Source organism: Haloarchaeobius amylolyticus (genome assembly GCF_042678045.1).
In the GTDB taxonomy this organism is placed as follows: domain Archaea; phylum Halobacteriota; class Halobacteria; order Halobacteriales; family Natrialbaceae; genus Natrinema; species Natrinema amylolyticus_A.
In genome coordinates this window covers 160,453-177,559 of sequence record NZ_JBHUDI010000009.1, presented here as the reverse complement: position 1 = coordinate 177,559, position 17,107 = coordinate 160,453, and the positions used below count along the sequence as shown (strand labels likewise).

17 protein-coding genes and 1 tRNA gene are annotated in these 17,107 nt (G+C 61.7%); 11 read left to right on the top strand and 7 right to left on the bottom strand.

From position 1 onward, the window contains the following. The first annotated feature begins 24 nt into the window (after window positions 1-24). Window positions 25-159 carry a hypothetical protein gene (locus tag ACFR99_RS14565; protein ID WP_390288586.1) on the top strand — a complete coding sequence of 45 codons (135 nt, stop codon included), beginning with the start codon at window positions 25-27 and terminating at the stop codon, window positions 157-159. A gap of 330 nt (window positions 160-489) precedes the next feature. Here the strand turns inward: ACFR99_RS14565 and ACFR99_RS14560 are convergent, their stop codons facing one another. The 3 genes from ACFR99_RS14560 to ACFR99_RS14550 form a co-directional block, all read right to left on the bottom strand. Continuing rightward, window positions 490-1,833 (bottom strand): RimK family alpha-L-glutamate ligase, encoded by a 1,344-nt coding sequence (locus ACFR99_RS14560; protein ID WP_390288584.1) that lies wholly within the window; start codon window positions 1,831-1,833, stop codon window positions 490-492. Between the two features lie 84 nt (window positions 1,834-1,917). Beyond that, the gene (locus tag ACFR99_RS14555) at window positions 1,918-3,387 is read right to left on the bottom strand and encodes a flippase (RefSeq protein WP_390288582.1); all 1,470 of its coding nucleotides are present in this window, start codon (window positions 3,385-3,387) and stop codon (window positions 1,918-1,920) included. Between the two features lie 317 nt (window positions 3,388-3,704). Beyond that, window positions 3,705-4,454 (bottom strand): GNAT family N-acetyltransferase, encoded by a 750-nt coding sequence (locus ACFR99_RS14550; protein ID WP_390288580.1) that lies wholly within the window; start codon window positions 4,452-4,454, stop codon window positions 3,705-3,707. A 207-nt stretch (window positions 4,455-4,661) separates the two neighbouring features. Here ACFR99_RS14550 and ACFR99_RS14545 point away from each other — a divergent pair, with 207 nt between their 5' ends. The 6 genes from ACFR99_RS14545 (at window position 4,662) to ACFR99_RS14520 (ending at window position 9,713) form a co-directional block, all read left to right on the top strand. Further along, the gene (locus ACFR99_RS14545) at window positions 4,662-5,744 is read left to right on the top strand and encodes a succinylglutamate desuccinylase/aspartoacylase family protein (RefSeq protein WP_390288578.1); all 1,083 of its coding nucleotides are present in this window, start codon (window positions 4,662-4,664) and stop codon (window positions 5,742-5,744) included. A gap of 189 nt (window positions 5,745-5,933) precedes the next feature. Further along, window positions 5,934-6,359 carry a succinate dehydrogenase, cytochrome b556 subunit gene (gene sdhC, locus ACFR99_RS14540; RefSeq protein WP_390288576.1) on the top strand — a complete coding sequence of 142 codons (426 nt, stop codon included), beginning with the start codon at window positions 5,934-5,936 and terminating at the stop codon, window positions 6,357-6,359. After that, the gene (locus tag ACFR99_RS14535; protein WP_390288574.1) at window positions 6,359-6,724 is read left to right on the top strand and encodes a succinate dehydrogenase hydrophobic membrane anchor subunit; all 366 of its coding nucleotides are present in this window, start codon (window positions 6,359-6,361) and stop codon (window positions 6,722-6,724) included. Before sdhC ends, ACFR99_RS14535 begins: the two co-directional genes overlap by 1 nt. Before the next feature lies 1 nt (window position 6,725). Next, window positions 6,726-7,598: a succinate dehydrogenase/fumarate reductase iron-sulfur subunit gene (locus ACFR99_RS14530; RefSeq protein WP_390288572.1), complete on the top strand. Its 873-nt coding sequence runs from the start codon at window positions 6,726-6,728 to the stop codon at window positions 7,596-7,598. A 2-nt stretch (window positions 7,599-7,600) separates the two neighbouring features. Then, window positions 7,601-9,439, top strand: a complete 1,839-nt coding sequence (locus tag ACFR99_RS14525; RefSeq protein ID WP_390288570.1) for an FAD-binding protein — start codon at window positions 7,601-7,603, stop codon at window positions 9,437-9,439. An 82-nt stretch (window positions 9,440-9,521) separates the two neighbouring features. Continuing rightward, window positions 9,522-9,713: a hypothetical protein gene (locus tag ACFR99_RS14520; protein WP_390288568.1), complete on the top strand. Its 192-nt coding sequence runs from the start codon at window positions 9,522-9,524 to the stop codon at window positions 9,711-9,713. 16 nt (window positions 9,714-9,729) lie between these two features. Here ACFR99_RS14520 and ACFR99_RS14515 read toward each other — a convergent pair whose 3' ends face one another. Next, complete coding sequence (locus ACFR99_RS14515) at window positions 9,730-9,924, bottom strand: XapX domain-containing protein (RefSeq protein ID WP_390288566.1); 195 nt, start codon at window positions 9,922-9,924, stop codon at window positions 9,730-9,732. A gap of 340 nt (window positions 9,925-10,264) precedes the next feature. Here ACFR99_RS14515 and ACFR99_RS14510 point away from each other — a divergent pair, with 340 nt between their 5' ends. After that, window positions 10,265-10,489 (top strand): MarR family transcriptional regulator, encoded by a 225-nt coding sequence (locus ACFR99_RS14510; RefSeq protein WP_390288564.1) that lies wholly within the window; start codon window positions 10,265-10,267, stop codon window positions 10,487-10,489. Window positions 10,490-10,675: 186 nt separating this feature from the next. On the opposite strand, the gene ACFR99_RS14505 is transcribed toward ACFR99_RS14510, so the two are convergent. Together ACFR99_RS14505 and ACFR99_RS14500 are read right to left on the bottom strand one after the other, a co-directional pair. Further along, on the bottom strand, window positions 10,676-11,491 hold the full coding sequence (locus ACFR99_RS14505; protein WP_390288562.1) for an HD domain-containing protein: 816 nt from the start codon (window positions 11,489-11,491) through the stop codon (window positions 10,676-10,678). Between the two features lie 179 nt (window positions 11,492-11,670). Next, a complete protein-coding gene (locus tag ACFR99_RS14500; protein ID WP_390288560.1) occupies window positions 11,671-12,150 on the bottom strand; it encodes a redoxin domain-containing protein in 480 nt (159 codons plus the stop codon). A gap of 296 nt (window positions 12,151-12,446) precedes the next feature. On the opposite strand from ACFR99_RS14500, the gene ACFR99_RS14495 reads away from it, so the two are divergent. Then, the gene (locus ACFR99_RS14495) at window positions 12,447-12,746 is read left to right on the top strand and encodes a twin-arginine translocase TatA/TatE family subunit (protein ID WP_390288558.1); all 300 of its coding nucleotides are present in this window, start codon (window positions 12,447-12,449) and stop codon (window positions 12,744-12,746) included. A 16-nt stretch (window positions 12,747-12,762) separates the two neighbouring features. After that, window positions 12,763-12,835: transfer RNA gene (locus ACFR99_RS14490), tRNA-Arg, on the top strand. A gap of 290 nt (window positions 12,836-13,125) precedes the next feature. Here ACFR99_RS14490 and ACFR99_RS14485 read toward each other — a convergent pair. Next, entirely contained in the window at window positions 13,126-13,893 is a 768-nt protein-coding gene (locus tag ACFR99_RS14485) for an SDR family NAD(P)-dependent oxidoreductase (RefSeq protein WP_390288556.1), read from the bottom strand. 203 nt (window positions 13,894-14,096) lie between these two features. On the opposite strand from ACFR99_RS14485, the gene ACFR99_RS14480 reads away from it, so the two are divergent. Beyond that, a partial coding sequence (locus ACFR99_RS14480; RefSeq protein ID WP_390288554.1) for a type II/IV secretion system ATPase subunit occupies window positions 14,097-17,107 on the top strand: 3,011 nt, incomplete at its 3' end.

Sequence of the window (17,107 nt, the reverse complement as noted above, 5' to 3'; positions counted from 1 at the left end):
TATCAGGGTCGGGCCGGACTGTGTATGCAGTACATCTGCTTCGACTGTCGCTACCTGCGGGTTTCAACGGACCTGGCCCAGATTCTCGAGAGCGCAGTGGTCGTCTCTCAGCAGCGTCCCGCTCGTCCGGCGCTGCGGGTGTTCTGGGCGTCTGACTGAGGTCATCGGCTTTGTTGGCGACGGCCCTCGGCTCTTCTCGGCCTCCGTGGTGGGCGCTTCCATGACGCTGCGTCAGTGCTCTGATTGTTATCACTCATCGACGATTCGGGCCGGTGATTACACGAACTGACGAAAGATAAGTGTGAGAAAAAGTAGATTTTGTGTTTCATTAACCAAGGATAGTTGCAGAGACGGGAAATAACATGTTGGATTGTGAACTACTCGAGCGAACGTCCGAATTCGTCTCGGCCCGACCAGGACACGCTACACCCAAATCCACTCTCGAGAAATCGAGGTTTGATTCCTCCGTCGCCGTCGCGGACTCGTCGGTTACTCCTCTTCCTCGGGGGTGTCGGCCGCGTCACTGTCGATCCGGCGGCTGACGTCGACCTGGTAGTTCTCGAGGATATCCCGACCTAGCAAGACGGGGTAGTCCATGTGGCTGCGATCCTCGACGCTTGCCGTGACGGTGTGTTGATTGCCGCCGACGCCGACGACGACGTCGACGACGGGACGGCTCTTGGCCTGCTTGCTGCTCCCGGAGCGGATGCGGGTGATGGACTTGATCGGTCCAGCGCCGATATCGGCGGCGAGACTCGTGTCGATGCTGGTCCGCGTCGCGCCGGTGTCAGATTTTGCCAGCACCGATTTCGAGCCGCTGGTTCCCGAGAGCACGACCTCCTCGGTGTATCCGATCACTGCCGGCTCCGTATCCTGTGTCATCGCTTCCGTGGGCTGGGCCGTCGGCCGGGAGTCGTCGAGCACGTTCGAGAGCTCTTGCACGCGGTCGTTGTCGACCTCGCCCCCGGCACGTTCGATCGCCAGTTTGGCGATATGGGGTGCGGGGCTGACCTGTGTCGCCTCGTAGAGCCCCTTGAATCCGGCCGTGGGGTTCACCTCGAGGACGAACCAACCCTCGTCGCCCTCGACGAGGTCGACGCCGGCGTAATCGAGGTCGACGACGTCGGCCGCGCGCTGGGCCATCTCGCGGGCTTCCTCGGGGAGATCGTCGGTTGCATCCTCGACGGAGCCGCCGAGCGCGACGTTGGTTCGCCAGTCGTTGTCCGGCGCGTAGCGGTACATCGCGGCGACGACCTCGCCGCCGACGACGTAGACGCGCAGGTCGCGGTGGCGGACGTCCTCCTGATCGACGAGTTCCTGCAGGAAGGCATACCGGTTGCCGACCTTGGCGTTGATCGGGTCGTCGGGGCCGACCTTCCACGTCCCACCGCCGTGGGTGCCGATCGCCGTCTTGTAGACCGCCTCCTCGCCGTACCGTCCCCGTGCGGCGGTCAGTCGATCGGCGCTCAACGCGAGCGTGACGTCGGGGGTCCGGACGTCGTTCGACGCCAGCGCGGTCGCCGTCGAGAGCTTGTGGATCGCGGTCAGCACCGAATCCGGCTCGTTCAACGTCGGCACCAGTTGTGAAAACGTGTTCGCAAGGCCCAGTTCCTCGGCGGGCTGTTCAGTGTTCGACAGCAACATGCGGTTGGCGATCACGTCGACGTCGGGCTCGAGGACGGGACTACCGTCGGTGACGCTGATCGACGTGTTCTCCGCGCGAAGCCACTCGGTGTCGTGTCCGAGGTCCTCGACGGCGTTGAGAATCGCTTTGGTTTCCTTGCTCGTATGAAGACTCAATACCCCGACGGTCACGGGATCTGCACCGGCCATACAGGCTAGACTCCCACCCATCGGATAAGTATTGGCAGTTCAGTCAGTTCGAGTCGAGAGGTTGGTGGTCGGCCACACACAGCACTAACTGATGACCGACCGCACCTGTCCCGGATCGACCAGCCCGCTGAGCACCGCGAGCAGCGCCCAGGTGACGGCTCCGAGTGCGATCGCACCACCAAGCATGAACAGACTCGAGACCAGCGGCGTCACGAGCAAGACGGCCGCGCCCATCACGCCCGTGATCGCACAGACCAGGCCCGTCGTTCGGGCGAGCCGCATGACGTTCAGCCCGAGTTCGGTGTGGACGACGTAGAGGTTCACCGCCACGTACACCGTGTGGGTCGCGACCGTCGCAAGTGCCGCGCCGACGACGCCGATCCAGGGGATCAACACGATGTTCAGCCCGAAGTTGGCGATCGCCGTTACGCCTTTGGCGATGGCACGCGCTCGAGCACGCCCGAGATAGTCCAGACTGTCGCTGGTCAGGTTCGTAACCGCCTGCAACACGACGAAACCTGCAAGCACCTGCAACACCGGCACCGCCGCCGCGTAATCGGTCCCAAAGACCATCGTCAAGAACGGCCCCGCGACGATCGCAAGGCCGACCGCTGCCGGAATGTAGAGCAACAACACGTTCGTCAGCGAGGTCTCGTAGATCCGTCTGGCCTTCTCGAGTTCGCCGGCCGCCTTCTGTTCGCCGAAGTTCGGCGAGATGGTAAAGCCGAGCGACTCGGCGGGCGCGAGGACGAAATCCGAAATCTGCTTCGAGAGGGTGTAGAACGCGACTGCAGCGGGATTGAGAAAGAGACCGACGAGCACGATGTCGATCTGCTTGTCGATGACGTTCGCGCTTTGCGTCGCCGTCAGCGGCACGCTGTACTCGAGCAGCCGTCGCGAGAGCCCCTCTTCGTACTCATCGGCCGGATCGTAGCGCCTGTAGAAGCCGTAGTAGAGGATTCCCATGCCAACGATAGCGGCGAACGCGTAGCCGACGATGTAGCCGAAAAAGGCGCCGAGCGCCCCGAAGCCGGCGAGGACGAACGCAACGGCGAAGAGCAGCCGTCCCACGCCACTGATCGCCTGGACGATAGCACTGTAACCGAGATGATTGAAACCCTGAAACGCCACTTGCGAGAAGGTACTGAACGAAAAAACGATGAGATAGAGGACGCCCGCCGCGAGGAAGGGGATCGCCTCCGGTTCGCCGAGCGCGATCGCGATCCACTCGTGGTAGAGCAACAGGACGTACGCGATGAACGTGATCAGGACGAGCTTGGCGGCGACCGTCGTCTTGAGGAGATGCGGTACCTGTCCCGGATCCGTCTCGCGATACTCGGAGAGATACCGGGCGACCGACCGCGAGAGTCCGAGATCCGCAAAGAGCTGGATGATCGTCAGCACCCCGATCGCCCAGTACAGCGCGCCGTACCCGTCCGGGTCGAGCAGGTACCGCGCCAGGACGAACATCAACAGCGCGCTCGAGAGCATGTAGATCGCGCGCGCAACGAGCGTTGCCTTGAAGCCGTGAACGATGTGATCTTCTCTGTTCATTCGACGTACTCACCCTGGTGAAACACCTATCGTCGTCCAACGGTGTCGCCGAGGGCGACCCACGTACACCACCCATCGACGGATCGGCCAATTGTAATGCGGAGACAACAGACAACGGCGATCGTCACAGCCGCGATGACAGTCGGGTTTCGCCACTGAATTCCCGCCAGACTGTGGTCCACAGCTGGAGGACGTGACGTCGTCAGTAACGAGGTTCAAACGGCCGAAATCTCATCGTACGTCTCGAATAGCACCCCGTTACCGCGAGTCCCAGCACGTGATGAACCGCGACAAAAGACGACGGCTACGTCTCCAGTCTACAGGTACGACGCGTCCCACCGGGTCGCTTTCCGGCGGTTCCCGCAGTTGTTACACTCGATCCGTCCCATCGCGTCCATCGCGTTATCGATCGACTCGCAGTTCCCACAGAACCAGGCGTAGCGCTCCTCACGATTCTCGGTCCGGTAGGCCGTGTAAAACGGTGACTTCGAGCCGCGGGCCGCTTCGCCGTAGCTCACGTAGACTGTCTCGCCGTCGGTCGTCACCTCGTCGATCGCGCCCCACTCGCCGCTCTCGAGGTCGCTCTCGACGTAGACGTTCTCCGTGAACGTCTTCGACCCGATCTCGACCTCGCGCTGGCCGGCCTGCTCGAAGCCGTGAGATCGATAGAACTCGTTGCCGACCTCGTTGTCCTCGAGCACGAAACACTGGATCCCGTCTGCTCCCTCCTCGAGCAGCGTTTCGCGGGTTCGAACGAGGAGCCGAACGCCGGTGCCGCCGTCGCGGTGGTCGGGATGGACGTGCAACCAGAGGAGATGGCCCATGTTCGACTGCTGGCCGACCAGCTCGCTCTGGGAGAAGGCGACGATCTCGTCGTCGTCTTCGGCGACCAGAAAGACCACGCGGTCGTCGGCGAGGTCGTCGACAAACGAGTCACCGTACCACTGCTCGATCGCCTCGTCGATCGTCTCTTCGGCGAGAAACGCCGTGTACGTGGAATTGAGCGAGTCGTGTGCGATAGTGCGAATCGCCTCGGTATCCGATTCGGTCGCCTCTCGAATTTCCATGGGTGGCCATAGCACGGCCTGATACAAAACGTATGCCCACAACCCCAGATTCTGGTATCCGTTGTTCGAACGAACGCGGCGTTTGCCGGGAAAGTGACACAGAACGGCTCGAGAGGCCGTCGACAGTGTCGTTCAGGGCGTCTGGAACGTCCGCTCGAGCGATAGCCAAGGGGGAAGATTCACGGTGATGCCCCCGGAGAACCTTCTATGAGCGACGACACGGCGACCGAACCGCCCGACGACGGACGCGAAACCGACGGGACGAACGAGCCGTTTACGTACAACGGCGGGCGCGTCGATCCCGGCGAATCGGCGAACATCCGGTATGGCATCAGCGAAACGTATCTCGGCGACCCCGTTCGGATTCCCGTCACGGTGATCAACGGCGAACACCCAGGGCCGACGGTCTTTCTCTCGGCGGCGGCCCACGGCGACGAACTCAACGGCATTGAGGTCGTCCGCGAGGTCGCCCACGACTGGGATCACTCGATCCTCCACGGAACGCTGATCTGTCTGCCCGTAATGAACGTCCCTGGCTTTATCGCACAGGAGCGGTACCTGCCGATCTACGACCGGGACCTGAACCGGTCGTTCCCCGGGCGCGAGGGGTCGACCAGTGCCAGACGGATGGCCCACCAGATCTTCACGAACTTCATCGAACCCTGTGACATTGGCGTCGACTTCCACACGTCGACACGCGGGCGGACGAACATGCTCCACGTTCGGGCCAATATGGAACGACCGGCCGTTTCCAGACTCGCCAACGCGTTCAGTTCCAACGTCATTATCGCAGGCGAAGGCCCCTCCGGAACGCTACGCCGTGAGGCCAGCGAAGCCGGTATCCCCACGATCACCGTCGAGATGGGCGAAGCCCACCGCTTCCAGCGCCGGCTGATCGACCGCGCACTCACCGGCGTCGCGAGCGTGTTCGCCGAGTTCGGCCTCCACCGGGAGTCGTCGGTCCACTGGCCCGGCTGGCGGACCATCATCGACACCGACGACGAGAAGACCTGGCTCCGTGCCGATGCCGGCGGTATCGTCGATATGAAACGCGGCCGCGGCGCACTCGTCGAGGAAGGCGAGGTGATCTGTGCCATCACCAACCCGTTCAAAGAGGAAGACGACATCGTCACCGTCGAAGCGCCGTTTACCGGCCTCATCGTCGGCGTCCTCGAGAACCCCGTCGTCTACCCGGGGAACCCGCTCTGTCACCTCGTCGGGCTCTCGCCAGATACCCTCACCGCTCTCGAGCGCGAGCGAACGACCGAGAGCTCACGATCGGAACTCTGAGACCGCAGTTGGCGGCTGTCGATGCCGATCACACACAGCGGCGACAGCGCCTCGAACGCATCGATCGAACGGGTTCGACGCTCGGCGAAAGGTATTTTCACCCCGTCATATATCGGATGGGCTGAGGGTGAGGCGGACGAGATAAAAGTAACTTCTATACCCTCGCGGTCTAACGGACCACATGAGCGCATGAGTCAGTCTTACAATCGCGGTCTCGTCGAGGACTTCGGTCGCTGGAAGGAGTTCTCGGCCGGGATGTGGGCATGGATCTTCCACAAGTTCACCGGGTGGATCCTGATCGGCTACCTGTTTACCCACATTTCCGTGCTGAGCACTTCTCTCGGCGCAGCCGGTAACAAAGCGGCAATCATGGACGAAACGGACATCTACACCACGACGCTGCAGGGACTCGAGGGGCTGTTCCTCATCCGCCTGCTCGAGATCGGCCTGCTCGCGGTGGCCGTCTTCCACATCCTGAACGGCCTCCGCCTGCTGATGGTCGATCTCGGCATCGGACTCGAGGCACAGGACAAGAGTTTCTACGCCTCGCTGGTGCTGACGGGGGCGATCACCGTCGCGAGCGTCCCGACCTTCCTGACGGGGGTGGGGATCTAATGGCCGAGCGCTACTCCTCGTTTACGCCCGGCGGTACTGGCTGGTTCTTCCAGCGACTTACGGCGGCGTTTCTCGTCGTCGTCCTCGCCTTCCACTTCTTCCTTCTGCACTTCGTCAACCACGCGTACGAGGTAACCTTCTTGGGAACGCAGGCCCGAATGGAGAACGTCGGCTATCTCCTGACGATGGTCCTGTTCCTGGTCACCGCCGCGTTCCACGGCGTCAACGGCGTCTACAACGCCTTGGTCAACCAGGGCCTCAAGGGAACCCAAAAGAAGATCGTGCTGGCAGTGCTTACCCTCGCCGGCGTTGCACTCGTCGCACAGGGGACCTACGTCGCACTCGTCATGGGAGGGATGATCTAAGATGAGCACACAACAAGCCGAACCCGACACGCAAGAAGCACCGGAAGACCCGGAGATGAAAGGCGCAGAGTCTCCGGCAGCCGAGAAACAAAAAGGCGGCGGCATGGTCGACGAGCGTGACGAAAGCCAGGCCGAATTCGAGGGGGAGACGGTCCACATCAAGGTGTTCCGCTACGACCCCGAAGTCGAAGGGAAACAGGAACCCCGATTCGACGACTTCCACGTTCCCTTCGAGAAGGGGATGACCGTCCTCGACTCGGTCATGTACGCCCGCGACGAGTTCGATTCGTCGCTTACGTTCCGACACTCCTGTCGGCAGGCGGTCTGTGGCTCCGACGCCTTCTTCGTCAACGGCAAGCAGCGACTGGGCTGTAAGACCCAGATCTCCGACTTAGAGCAGCCGATCCGCATCGAGCCGCTGCCACATCAGGAGGTCGTCAAGGACCTGGTCGTCGATATGGACCACTTCTACGACCAGATGCACGCCGTCGAGCCGTACTTCAAGAGCGAAGATACGCCCGACGCGAGCGAGCTCGAAGAACAGCGCCAGTCGCGTGAAAACCGCGAGAAGGTCAAGATGTCCACGCGCTGTATCTGGTGTGCGTCCTGTATGTCCTCGTGTAACATCGCAGCCGGCGACAACGAGTATCTCGGCCCTGCAGCGATCAACAAGGCCTACAAGTTCGCGATGGACGACCGCGAGGAAGAAGAGATCAAGGAGCACCGACTCCGCATCCTCGAACAGGAACACGGCGTCTGGCGGTGCCAGACCCAGTTCTCCTGTACCGAAGTGTGTCCGAAAGACATTCCGCTCACCGAGCACATTCAGGAGCTCAAGCGGGAAGCAGTCAAGAAAAACCTGAAATTCTGGTAACCATGTACGAACACGACGTTATCGTGGTCGGCGCCGGCGGTGCCGGCCTCCGAGCCGCGGTCGCAGCGCACGAAGCGGGAGCCGACGTGGCGATGGTCACGAAGCTCCACCCCGTCCGCAGCCACACTGGCGCTGCGGAAGGTGGCATCAACGCCGCCTTACAGGAAGGCGACGACTGGGAACTCCACGCCTACGACACGATGAAGGGGTCGGACTACCTCGGCGACGCGCCGGCGGTCGAGACCCTCGCCCAGGACGCCCCCGAAGAGACGATCAATCTCGAGCACTGGGGGATGCCGTTCTCCCGCGAGGAAGACGGCACCGTCTCGCAGCGACCGTTCGGTGGCCTCTCGTACCCACGGACGACCTACGCCGGTGCAGAGACCGGCCATCACCTGCTGCACACGATGTACGAACAGGTCGTCAAACGCGGCATTCAGGTCTACGACGAGTGGTACGTCATGGACCTCGCGACGACCGACGAAAACGACCCCAGCGACCGCGAGTGTCACGGTGTCGTCGCCTACGACGTCCAGTCCGGCCAGATTGAAGGCTTCAAGGCCAACGACGGCGTCGTCCTCGCGACCGGTGGCCCCGGCCAGGCATTCGATCACACGACCAACGCCGTCTCCTGTACCGGCGACGGACAGGCTATGGCCTACCGGGCGGGCGTACCCCTCGAGGACATGGAGTTCATTCAGTTCCACCCGACGTCGCTGCCGTCGACGGGTGTCCTCATCTCCGAGGGTGTCCGTGGCGAAGGTGGCATCCTCTACAACAGTGAGGGCGAGCGGTTCATGTTCGAGCACGGCTACGCGAACAACTCCGGCGAACTCGCGAGCCGCGACGTCGTCGCCCGAGCAGAGCTCACGGAGGTCAACGAAGGCCGTGGCGTCGACGACGAGTACGTCCACCTCGACATGCGCCACCTCGGCGAAGAGCGCATCATGGACCGCCTCGAGAACATCCTGCACCTCGCGGAGGACTTCGAGGGCGTCGACGGCCTCGTCGAGCCGATGCCGGTCAAACCCGGCCAGCACTACGCGATGGGTGGTATCGAGGTCAACGAGAACGGCCAGACCTGTATCGACGGCCTCTACGCGGCCGGCGAGTGTGCCTGTGTCTCCGTCCACGGCGGCAACCGACTGGGCGGCAACGCCCTGCCGGAACTGATCGTCTTCGGCCGACGCGCCGGCTACCACGCTGCCGGCGGCGACCTCGGCGAGGCCGAGATCAAGACCGGCTACGGCGACGATGTCGAGGACGAAACCGACACCGAGTTCCCGGTCGCCCCCGGCGCAGCGGGACTCGAGACGAGCGGCGGTGTCGCCGCCGACGGCGGCGTCACGGCCGACGCCGAAGGCGTCCTCGAGCGGGCTGTCGAGACGGCCCGCGAACGCGTCGACTACCTGATCGACAAAGACGACGGCGTCCAGCACTCCGAGATCCGCGCGAAGCTCCAGCAGGCGATGACCGACTACGTGAACGTCTTCCGGACGGAAGACGGCGTCAAGAAGGCGCTGAAGATCATCCGTGAGTGCCGCGAGGAGTATCAGGACGTCTACGTCGACGACCCGTCGCGGACGTTCAACACCGACCTCCAGCAGACCATCGAAACGCGCAACCTGATCGACGTCGCCGAGACGATCGCACTCGGCGCACTCGTCCGTGACGAGTTCCGTGGCGCACACTGGCGCAAGGAACACCAGGAGCGCAAAGACGACGAGTGGCTCAAGCACACGCTCGTCTCCTGGGACGACGGCGAACCCTCGATCTTCTACCGCCCGGTCATCCTCGAGGGCCAGAACAAGACCTACGAGCCCAAAGAGCGTAGCTACTAACCTCGCGATTCGGATTCCGACTTTTCAGCGTGATCGACCTCGAGTAGAATCGTTTATAGCTCCAACAGCCTATGTCGTCCCTATGAACGACGATCGAACCGGCCAGCGGGCGCCCGTCATTCTCGTCTTGCTGCTCGTCGGAATCGGTGCGCTCCTCTATAGCTATCTCCCACCGACGCTACTCCCGTTCGTCGCCACCGTCTTCGCACCTGCGTCGATTCTGCTGTTGATCTGGGCGGCGATGCGACTCTCGGTGAGCGTCCGGTCAGCGTAGGCGGGAGGTCCTGGGGCTACAGGCCGAGCGTCTCGAGGAGATCGACACCCACGCCGAGGTACTCGACTACTCTGTATCCGAGGTAGATCCCGACGATACCCATGAGTCCGGGGAGTTCCGGCGGCGCAGGGATCGGGATGTTGAGAAAGCGAAACAGGGCGCCGGTGACCAACCCAGTCAGGAGCGCCAGAACCGTAATATACGTCGCCATTGCGTGTCCAATACGACTGACTGTAAGTCAGTGTAGCGGTTCACTCGACCAGTCTCGACGACGTGGTCACCAAGAGTCAGTCGATAAGCAGACAGCTTGCAAGCACAGCCACAGAACCGACATCATCTGCATTCACGAGTGACAGGCCACATCGGCACAACTCGCCGATCACGACGATCGCCGAGACACGAAACCGCCACTTGAGCGGCTGCGGCGCTGATTCAGAGTTATTCAACGATCATCGTACACTAGATCGATAATTGTAACATCCATTGTACCAGTGCGGTTCGACGATTGTTGTAGATTACATTTATTATCGTCGAAATAATGGTCTATTCGTATGACACAGTCAGCAACGGTGAACCTCGACGTATCGATCCCAACCGACCTCGATTCCGCTCGAGCAAAACTGGTTTATTTGTATCTCGCTGCCGTTGGCAGTGCAACCGCTGACGACCTCTGTACCGAACTCGCGATCACGAAAGGAACGGTGCTCTCAATTATCGGCACGCTTCGCGATCGTGGCTACATCGAACGGCGGGACAGCCAGTACGAACTCGCCTGAACACCAGATCGGCGGAGCTGACCGCTCAGAAGCGAAATCTGAGTATGGTGCACAATAGACGACCAGGTGGAGGCACACACCGGTATCGCGGACGCAAGCGTCCGTGCAACTGAGAGCGCACGTCACCCCCGACACGCACTTTTTCGAGGATGGTGCCCAACGGCGCCGCAACGTAACGTTCGTCGGCTAGAGCTCGATCCGTTCGACCAGCTGCTCGTGGTTCTCGTTCGTATTGACGGCGACGATCCGGATCTGGTCTGCGAGACCGGAGTCTTTCAGCTTGGCTTTGAGCAGGTTGTCGACCTGGTAGACGCCGGCAGCGTTCGTCATCTCGATCTCGACCATGACGGGCGTGGTATCGCCCTGCTGGAGCGACACGCGGCTGATCGCCTGACTCGAGAGGGTGTTGATGCCTCGACCGCCGGATTCGTAAGGGATCCGAGAACGGCCGCGTTCCATATCGAGGGCGTCTGCGACGCGGATGACGCCGGCTTCGGTCGTCAGCGGCGTCTCGGCGGTGTGATGACAGAGAATCGCGTGGAGGACCTCGCCTTTCATTCGGACGGTCTCGGCGACGTCGTAGAACTCGGGGAGGACTCGCTCGAGGATGTCCGCTGCCAGCGGGATCGAGTAGTACGCGTGGCTATCGCGGTGAACGACGTGGCCGACGTCGTGGAGCGTCGCCGCGAGCGTGATGATGACCGCTTCGTCTTCTTCGGCCAGACCCTGCTGGCGAGCGCCGTTGAAATCGACGTTGCCGGCCTTGAGCAGGTCGTACAGACACAGCGCCCGGTTGCGGACGATCTCGATGTGTTTCGTCCCGTGATCGTTGTATCGCATCCGATCGACCGCGTTGACGTTCTGTGCCTCGAGATACGCCGCGATCTCTTCGTCGTCCTCGATGTACTCGAGAACCCGGTTCAGTTTCTCGTCGGGGAAGGCGTGATCTTCGTCGGGAGAGTAAACGCGGCGGGAATCCTCGCCGGCGGCAGAATCGCTCATACTGGTCTCTCGGGTGCGGACTTAAAAAGTTCTGCGACGGTTATCGGTTGGCTGTGCTGCGACGACTCATCATACTGCTGAATAGAAGTCAGTGCGACATCGATCGCGAAACCCGGCCGTCTCAGACGGCGACGGCCGCGTCCGAGCGATCGCTCTTCAAATAGTTCTGGCCGGCAGTATTAGGAGAGGTCCTCGACTGCGGCCTCGACCTCGTCGTAGTCGGGTTCGACACCGGGGTCGTCGCTGACCCACGAGTAGGCGACCTCGCCGTCGCCGTCGATGACGAACACCGAGCGCTTGGCGACGCCGTAGACGCCCAGATCGGCGAAGTCCATCTCGATGTCGTAGTCGTCGACGACGTCCTTATTGTAGTCGCTGAGCAGACCGAACTCGAGGTCGTTCTGTGCGCGGAATTCGTTGAGCGTAAACGGCGAGTCTCGACTGACGCCGTAGACGCTGGCATCGAGATCGTTGAAGGTCGCCAGCCGGTCCTGGAACGTACACATCTCGGTGGTACAGACGCTCGTGAACGCGCCAGGGAAGAAAGCCAGGACGATCGGCGCTTCGTCTTCCAGCCGTTCCGAGAGGGTGAATTCCTCGATGTCGCCGTTCGCGAGCGGTGCGGTGAAATCGGGTGCGGCGTCTCCGGTCGTTACCATCGTCAGTCCGTTGCAACCACGCGGGAAAGACAGTTTCGTTCGCGGAAGGGTTTCGACGACAAACAGTCAGCTGGGCTCCAACAGCTGTCGTCTCCGACTGGACGACCGGGGCAGCCATCGTACGTCCTCGAGACGCGATCAGTCCCGCCCGAGCAGGTGTCCGACAGCATCGTATATATGATCTGTGTCGATTCACTTCTCGACGAATCTCGTTCGTAGACGGACTGTCGTGGCCGCTTGCTTACCTAAGTGGTCCAAAAAGGTTATAATTGCCAGTGGACAAGCTGTGTGTAGAAATGCAAGCCGAACTAACACCGCTGTTCATCCCCGGCGGATTCGGGCCGATGGAGCTTGGCGTCATCCTGCTCCTCGCGATCTTGCTTTTCGGGGCCAACAAGATCCCGAAGCTGGCACGGTCGACCGGCGAAGCTATGGGTGAGTTCCAGAAGGGGCGCGAAAAGGTCGAAACGGAACTCGAGGAAATGCGCGAATCCGGGAACTACGACGACAGTGCTGTCAGCGACGACGACGAGTTCGTCGACACGGAGCCGGTTACCAACGAAGACGAGACAGACGCCGAGACGGAAACCAACTAACGTTCTTTTCACGTCGGGGCGTGTGGCCTAGCGGAGAGGGCAGGAGGTTCCTAACCTTCTGATCGTGGGTTCGAATCCCGCCACGCCCGTTCTGCGAGGAGCGGATGCGACGAGCGAACGGGCCACGGAGATTCGAAGCAGGGAGCAGCAAGCTGCTCCCGTGGTTCGAATCCCGCCACGTCCCCAGTTTCGAAGCGGTCTCTCGAGTTCGCCTCGCCGAACTCGCTGTCCGATTGCACTCCTCGAGCTGTGGGCCGCATCGCTGGCCCGTTCGCTCTGTAACTAGACGATCGTTCCTATTGGTTAATGCAAGCTGTACCAGTGGTCGTCAGAACGCCGGTTCGTGGGTAGTCGCCGGTCGGGCGAGCGTCGATACTGCTTACTGTGCCGTCCAGCCGCCGTCGGCTGCGAGGACGGAACCGGTCACGTAGCTTGCGGCGTCGCTCGCGAGGAAGACGACGGGACCGGCGATCTCTTCGGGGGTAGCGAATCGCTCGAGCGGCGTGCGATCGATAATCGACTGGCGAAGCCCCTCGTCTGCCTCGAGGTCCGCAGTCAGATCGGTCGAAACGTAGCCCGGCGCGACGGCGTTGACACGGACGTCGGGGCTCCAGTCCAGTGCCATGCTCTTGGTGAGCCCAACGAGCCCGTGTTTCGAGGCGACGTAGGGGTGCTGGCGTGGCAGGCCGACGAGCCCGCCGACGCTCGCGACGTTGATAACCGAGCCGCCGTCGCTCTCGAGGAGGTGGTCGGCTGCTGTGGCCGTCACATCGTACGTGCCGGTGAGGTTGACGTCGAGCACGCGATCGAACTGTTCGGCGTCGACGGCTTCCGGCCGGCCGAGCGCGCCGCCCGGATTGATACCGGCGTTGTTGACGACGATGTCGATCCCACCGAATTCGGCGACGGCCTGATCGATAACGTCGCCGACGGCGTCGGTATCGGTCACGTCCGCTGGAACGGGGACCGCGTCGCCATCCGCAGCGACGATTTCTTCGGCGACGGTTTCGAGCTCGTCCGTCGACCGGGCGCTTGGGACGACAGCGGCCCCTGCGTTCGCCAACTCGATGGCGATCGCACGCCCGATACCGCGTCCGCCACCCGTTACCACTGCAACCCGACCGTCGAGGTCGAACAGGTCGTTCATCGCCCCACGGTACCCTCGTCGGCCACGTCAAGCTTTGCACGCCAGTGAGGGGTACCAGCCCACGATGCGGCCACATGTTAGATTGATGATTTGAATTGATCAACAGTAAGCGGGCCGTGATCGGGCAAAACGGTTGGAGAAAATTATCAGAAATGGTAATGGGCGGATGAATTTTTTGAGGGGTGAACGTCAGCAGGAATGTAATGGCTATTGACGAAGCCGACCAGTCGGATGCCGGGGACTTTTCTGAGGGGGAGGGGTCCGATTCTGTGTCGGAAGAGGAGGGATCCCACGAATCAGAGCCGAGCGCGAACTCGGCCGTCCGCGTCGGGGAGTACACGTGGGAGGAGTTCATGGACGAACACGGGTATGGCGACGAGGTATCCGTCCTGTATCCGGACGACCCTGAACCGACCGATGCGGACGACCAGCTCGGACTCGATACCGACACCGGCGTCGAAACGACGGTACCCAGCGGGGACGACTGGAACCAGGTCGCGTTCGATCCGGAGTCGTATCTAGGCCATCATCCGGACGATCTCGCAGACCACGTCCTCCCGATCGCCGGTGACAACGCGGACACGCTCTGGGACAGCTTTCTCGAGTACGTCGACCCGGAGACGACGCCGGTCGTCAAAGACACCTGGACCTGGGAACACTACAAGTGGGAGTACTATTACGAAGACGACGGCAGCCGCCCACGCGATAGCAATGGCAACATCGTTCGCCACGACAAGGAGGAGGCGCTCGGATTCGATCCCGACACGCTAGAACAACGACTTGCTGCCGGCAACGACGCCGCCCTCGAACTCGACGACATCGTCGACGAGCGGACAGTCAACATTCAGGAGGAGATCGACGAGGACGAGTTCTTCTCGACGGCCGCGGGCAACACCACCGTCTCGAACCGCTACGACCTCGAGAAAGCCGTCCCGATGGAGAAGAAGACCCACTTCCGCGAGGTCGAGCGCTACTGGGTGAACAAACCCTACGCGTTCGTCGTCATCTTCCACTCGGAGAAGGAAAACGAGAAGAAGTACTACATGGTCGAGCCGTACCAGAACGAGATCGAGACGGAACTCCAGGAGTTCCTCTCGGGCAAGCTCAGGACGGCGATCAAGTACGCCGAAGAGGGCATCAAAGAGAAGGCTACGGAGGACGGCCGACGGACGGTCATCGAGGACGAAGCCCGACGACTCCTCGAGCGCTACGATCTCTTCGAGGCGACGTCGGACGATACGTCGAAAGGGTTCCTCGAAACGCTGCAGGAACTTCTCGACGACGACGAAGACGAGATAGACGAAGACGATGGCCCGCGTCAACTCGAGGGGATCGAAGTCCGCCCCGAACCGGCGATCCTCGCAGACGACCCGGACACGTTAAACGAGTATCAGGTCGAGAAACTGCTCTACTTGCTCAAACGTGACTTCATCGGCTACGAGCGCATCGACGGCATCAAACACGACATCAACGTCGAGGACATCTCCTGTGACGGTTACAACTCGCCCGTCTTCGTCTATCACTCCGAGTACGAACAGATCATCTCGAACATTTATCACGGCGAGGACGAACTCGACGACTTCGTCGTCAAACTCGCCCAGCGGTCGGGCAAGGGGATCAGCAAGCGGCTCCCACAGGTCGACGCAACACTACCGGACGGCTCGCGTGCCCAGCTCACCCTCGGCAAGGAGGTCTCCGACCATGGGACCAACTACACCATCCGTCAGTTCAAGGACGTCCCCTTCACGCCGATCGACCTCATCAACTGGAACACGTTCAGTCTGGACGAGATGGCCTTTCTCTGGCTCGCCATCGAGAACCACAAGAGCCTGATCTTCGCCGGCGGGACCGCGTCCGGGAAGACCACCTCGCTGAACGCGGTGTCGCTGTTTATTCCCTCGAGTGCGAAGATCGTCTCGATCGAGGACACCCGAGAAGTCGAACTCCCCCAGCGCAACTGGATCGCCAGCGTTACCCGCCCCTCCTTTGCCGACGACGAGCAGGGTGACGTCGACGAGTTCGACCTGCTGGAAGCCGCGCTCCGTCAGCGCCCCGACTACATCGTGATGGGTGAGATCCGTGGTGAAGAAGGCCGGACGCTGTTCCAGGTCATGTCGACGGGCCACACCACCTACACGACGTTCCACGCCGACTCCGTCGACGAGGTCCTGAAGCGATTTACGACGGACCCCATCAACGTCTCGAAGACGATGTTCACCGCGCTGGATCTGGTCTCGATCCAGACCCAGACGCGGGTACAGGGCCGGAAGGTGCGCCGGAACAAGTCGCTGACGGAGATCAACCACTACGAGGCCGAACACGACGAGATCAACGTCCAGGACGTCTACCAGTGGCAGGCCGAAACCGACGAGTTCCTCAAGATGGGGGACTCGAACACCCTAGAAGAGATCCAGTTCGACCGCGGCTGGAGCAAGGAAAAACTCGAGGAGGAACTATTCAAGCGCGAGGTCATTCTCGCCTATCTCATCAAAAACGGGCTGAACACGTACGCTCAGGTCGCCGCGACGGTCCAGGCCTTTATCAACGATCCCGACACCATCCTCACGCTAATCGCGAACGGCCAACTCGAGGACAGCCTCGAGGACCTCCGTGAGATGGAGAGCGTCCTGATCGACGTCGATCAGGAAAAAGAAGAGCTCGTGCCACGACCGGACGCGACAAACGAGACGTACAACCTCTCGATGGACATTCTAGAGCGTGCCGAAGAGTCGCTGTTCGAGGAGTACCGTGGACAGGTCCCAAGCGGTCTCGCGAGCGCACTCGGCGACGTCGAGGAAGCGAGCCCCATCGATGTCGATCGCGCTGACATCGACGAGTTCGACTTCGCCGGTGCCGTCGACGACGACGTCGACGAGGGCGAGTGGGAACTCGGCGACGACTCGACGGCGTTCGCCATCGGGGACGACGACGTCGGCGACGAACCGGCGTGGCTCAGCGAAGACACCGGATTCGACATCGAATCCGACGATGCAGCGGCCACTGCCGACTCGACGGCCGAGGAGGGCACCCGTGCCGATACGACTGGTACCGATGCAACAGCCGGCGTCGACGAGAGCCCGAGCGCGCTCGAGCCGGCACCCACCGCCGACGAGGCCGACGCGGCCACCGACTCGAGCAACGAGACTCTCGCGTCGCCGGAGACTGACGCTGAACCGACGGACAGTGCCCGTGACGCCGATACTGAATCGCCGAC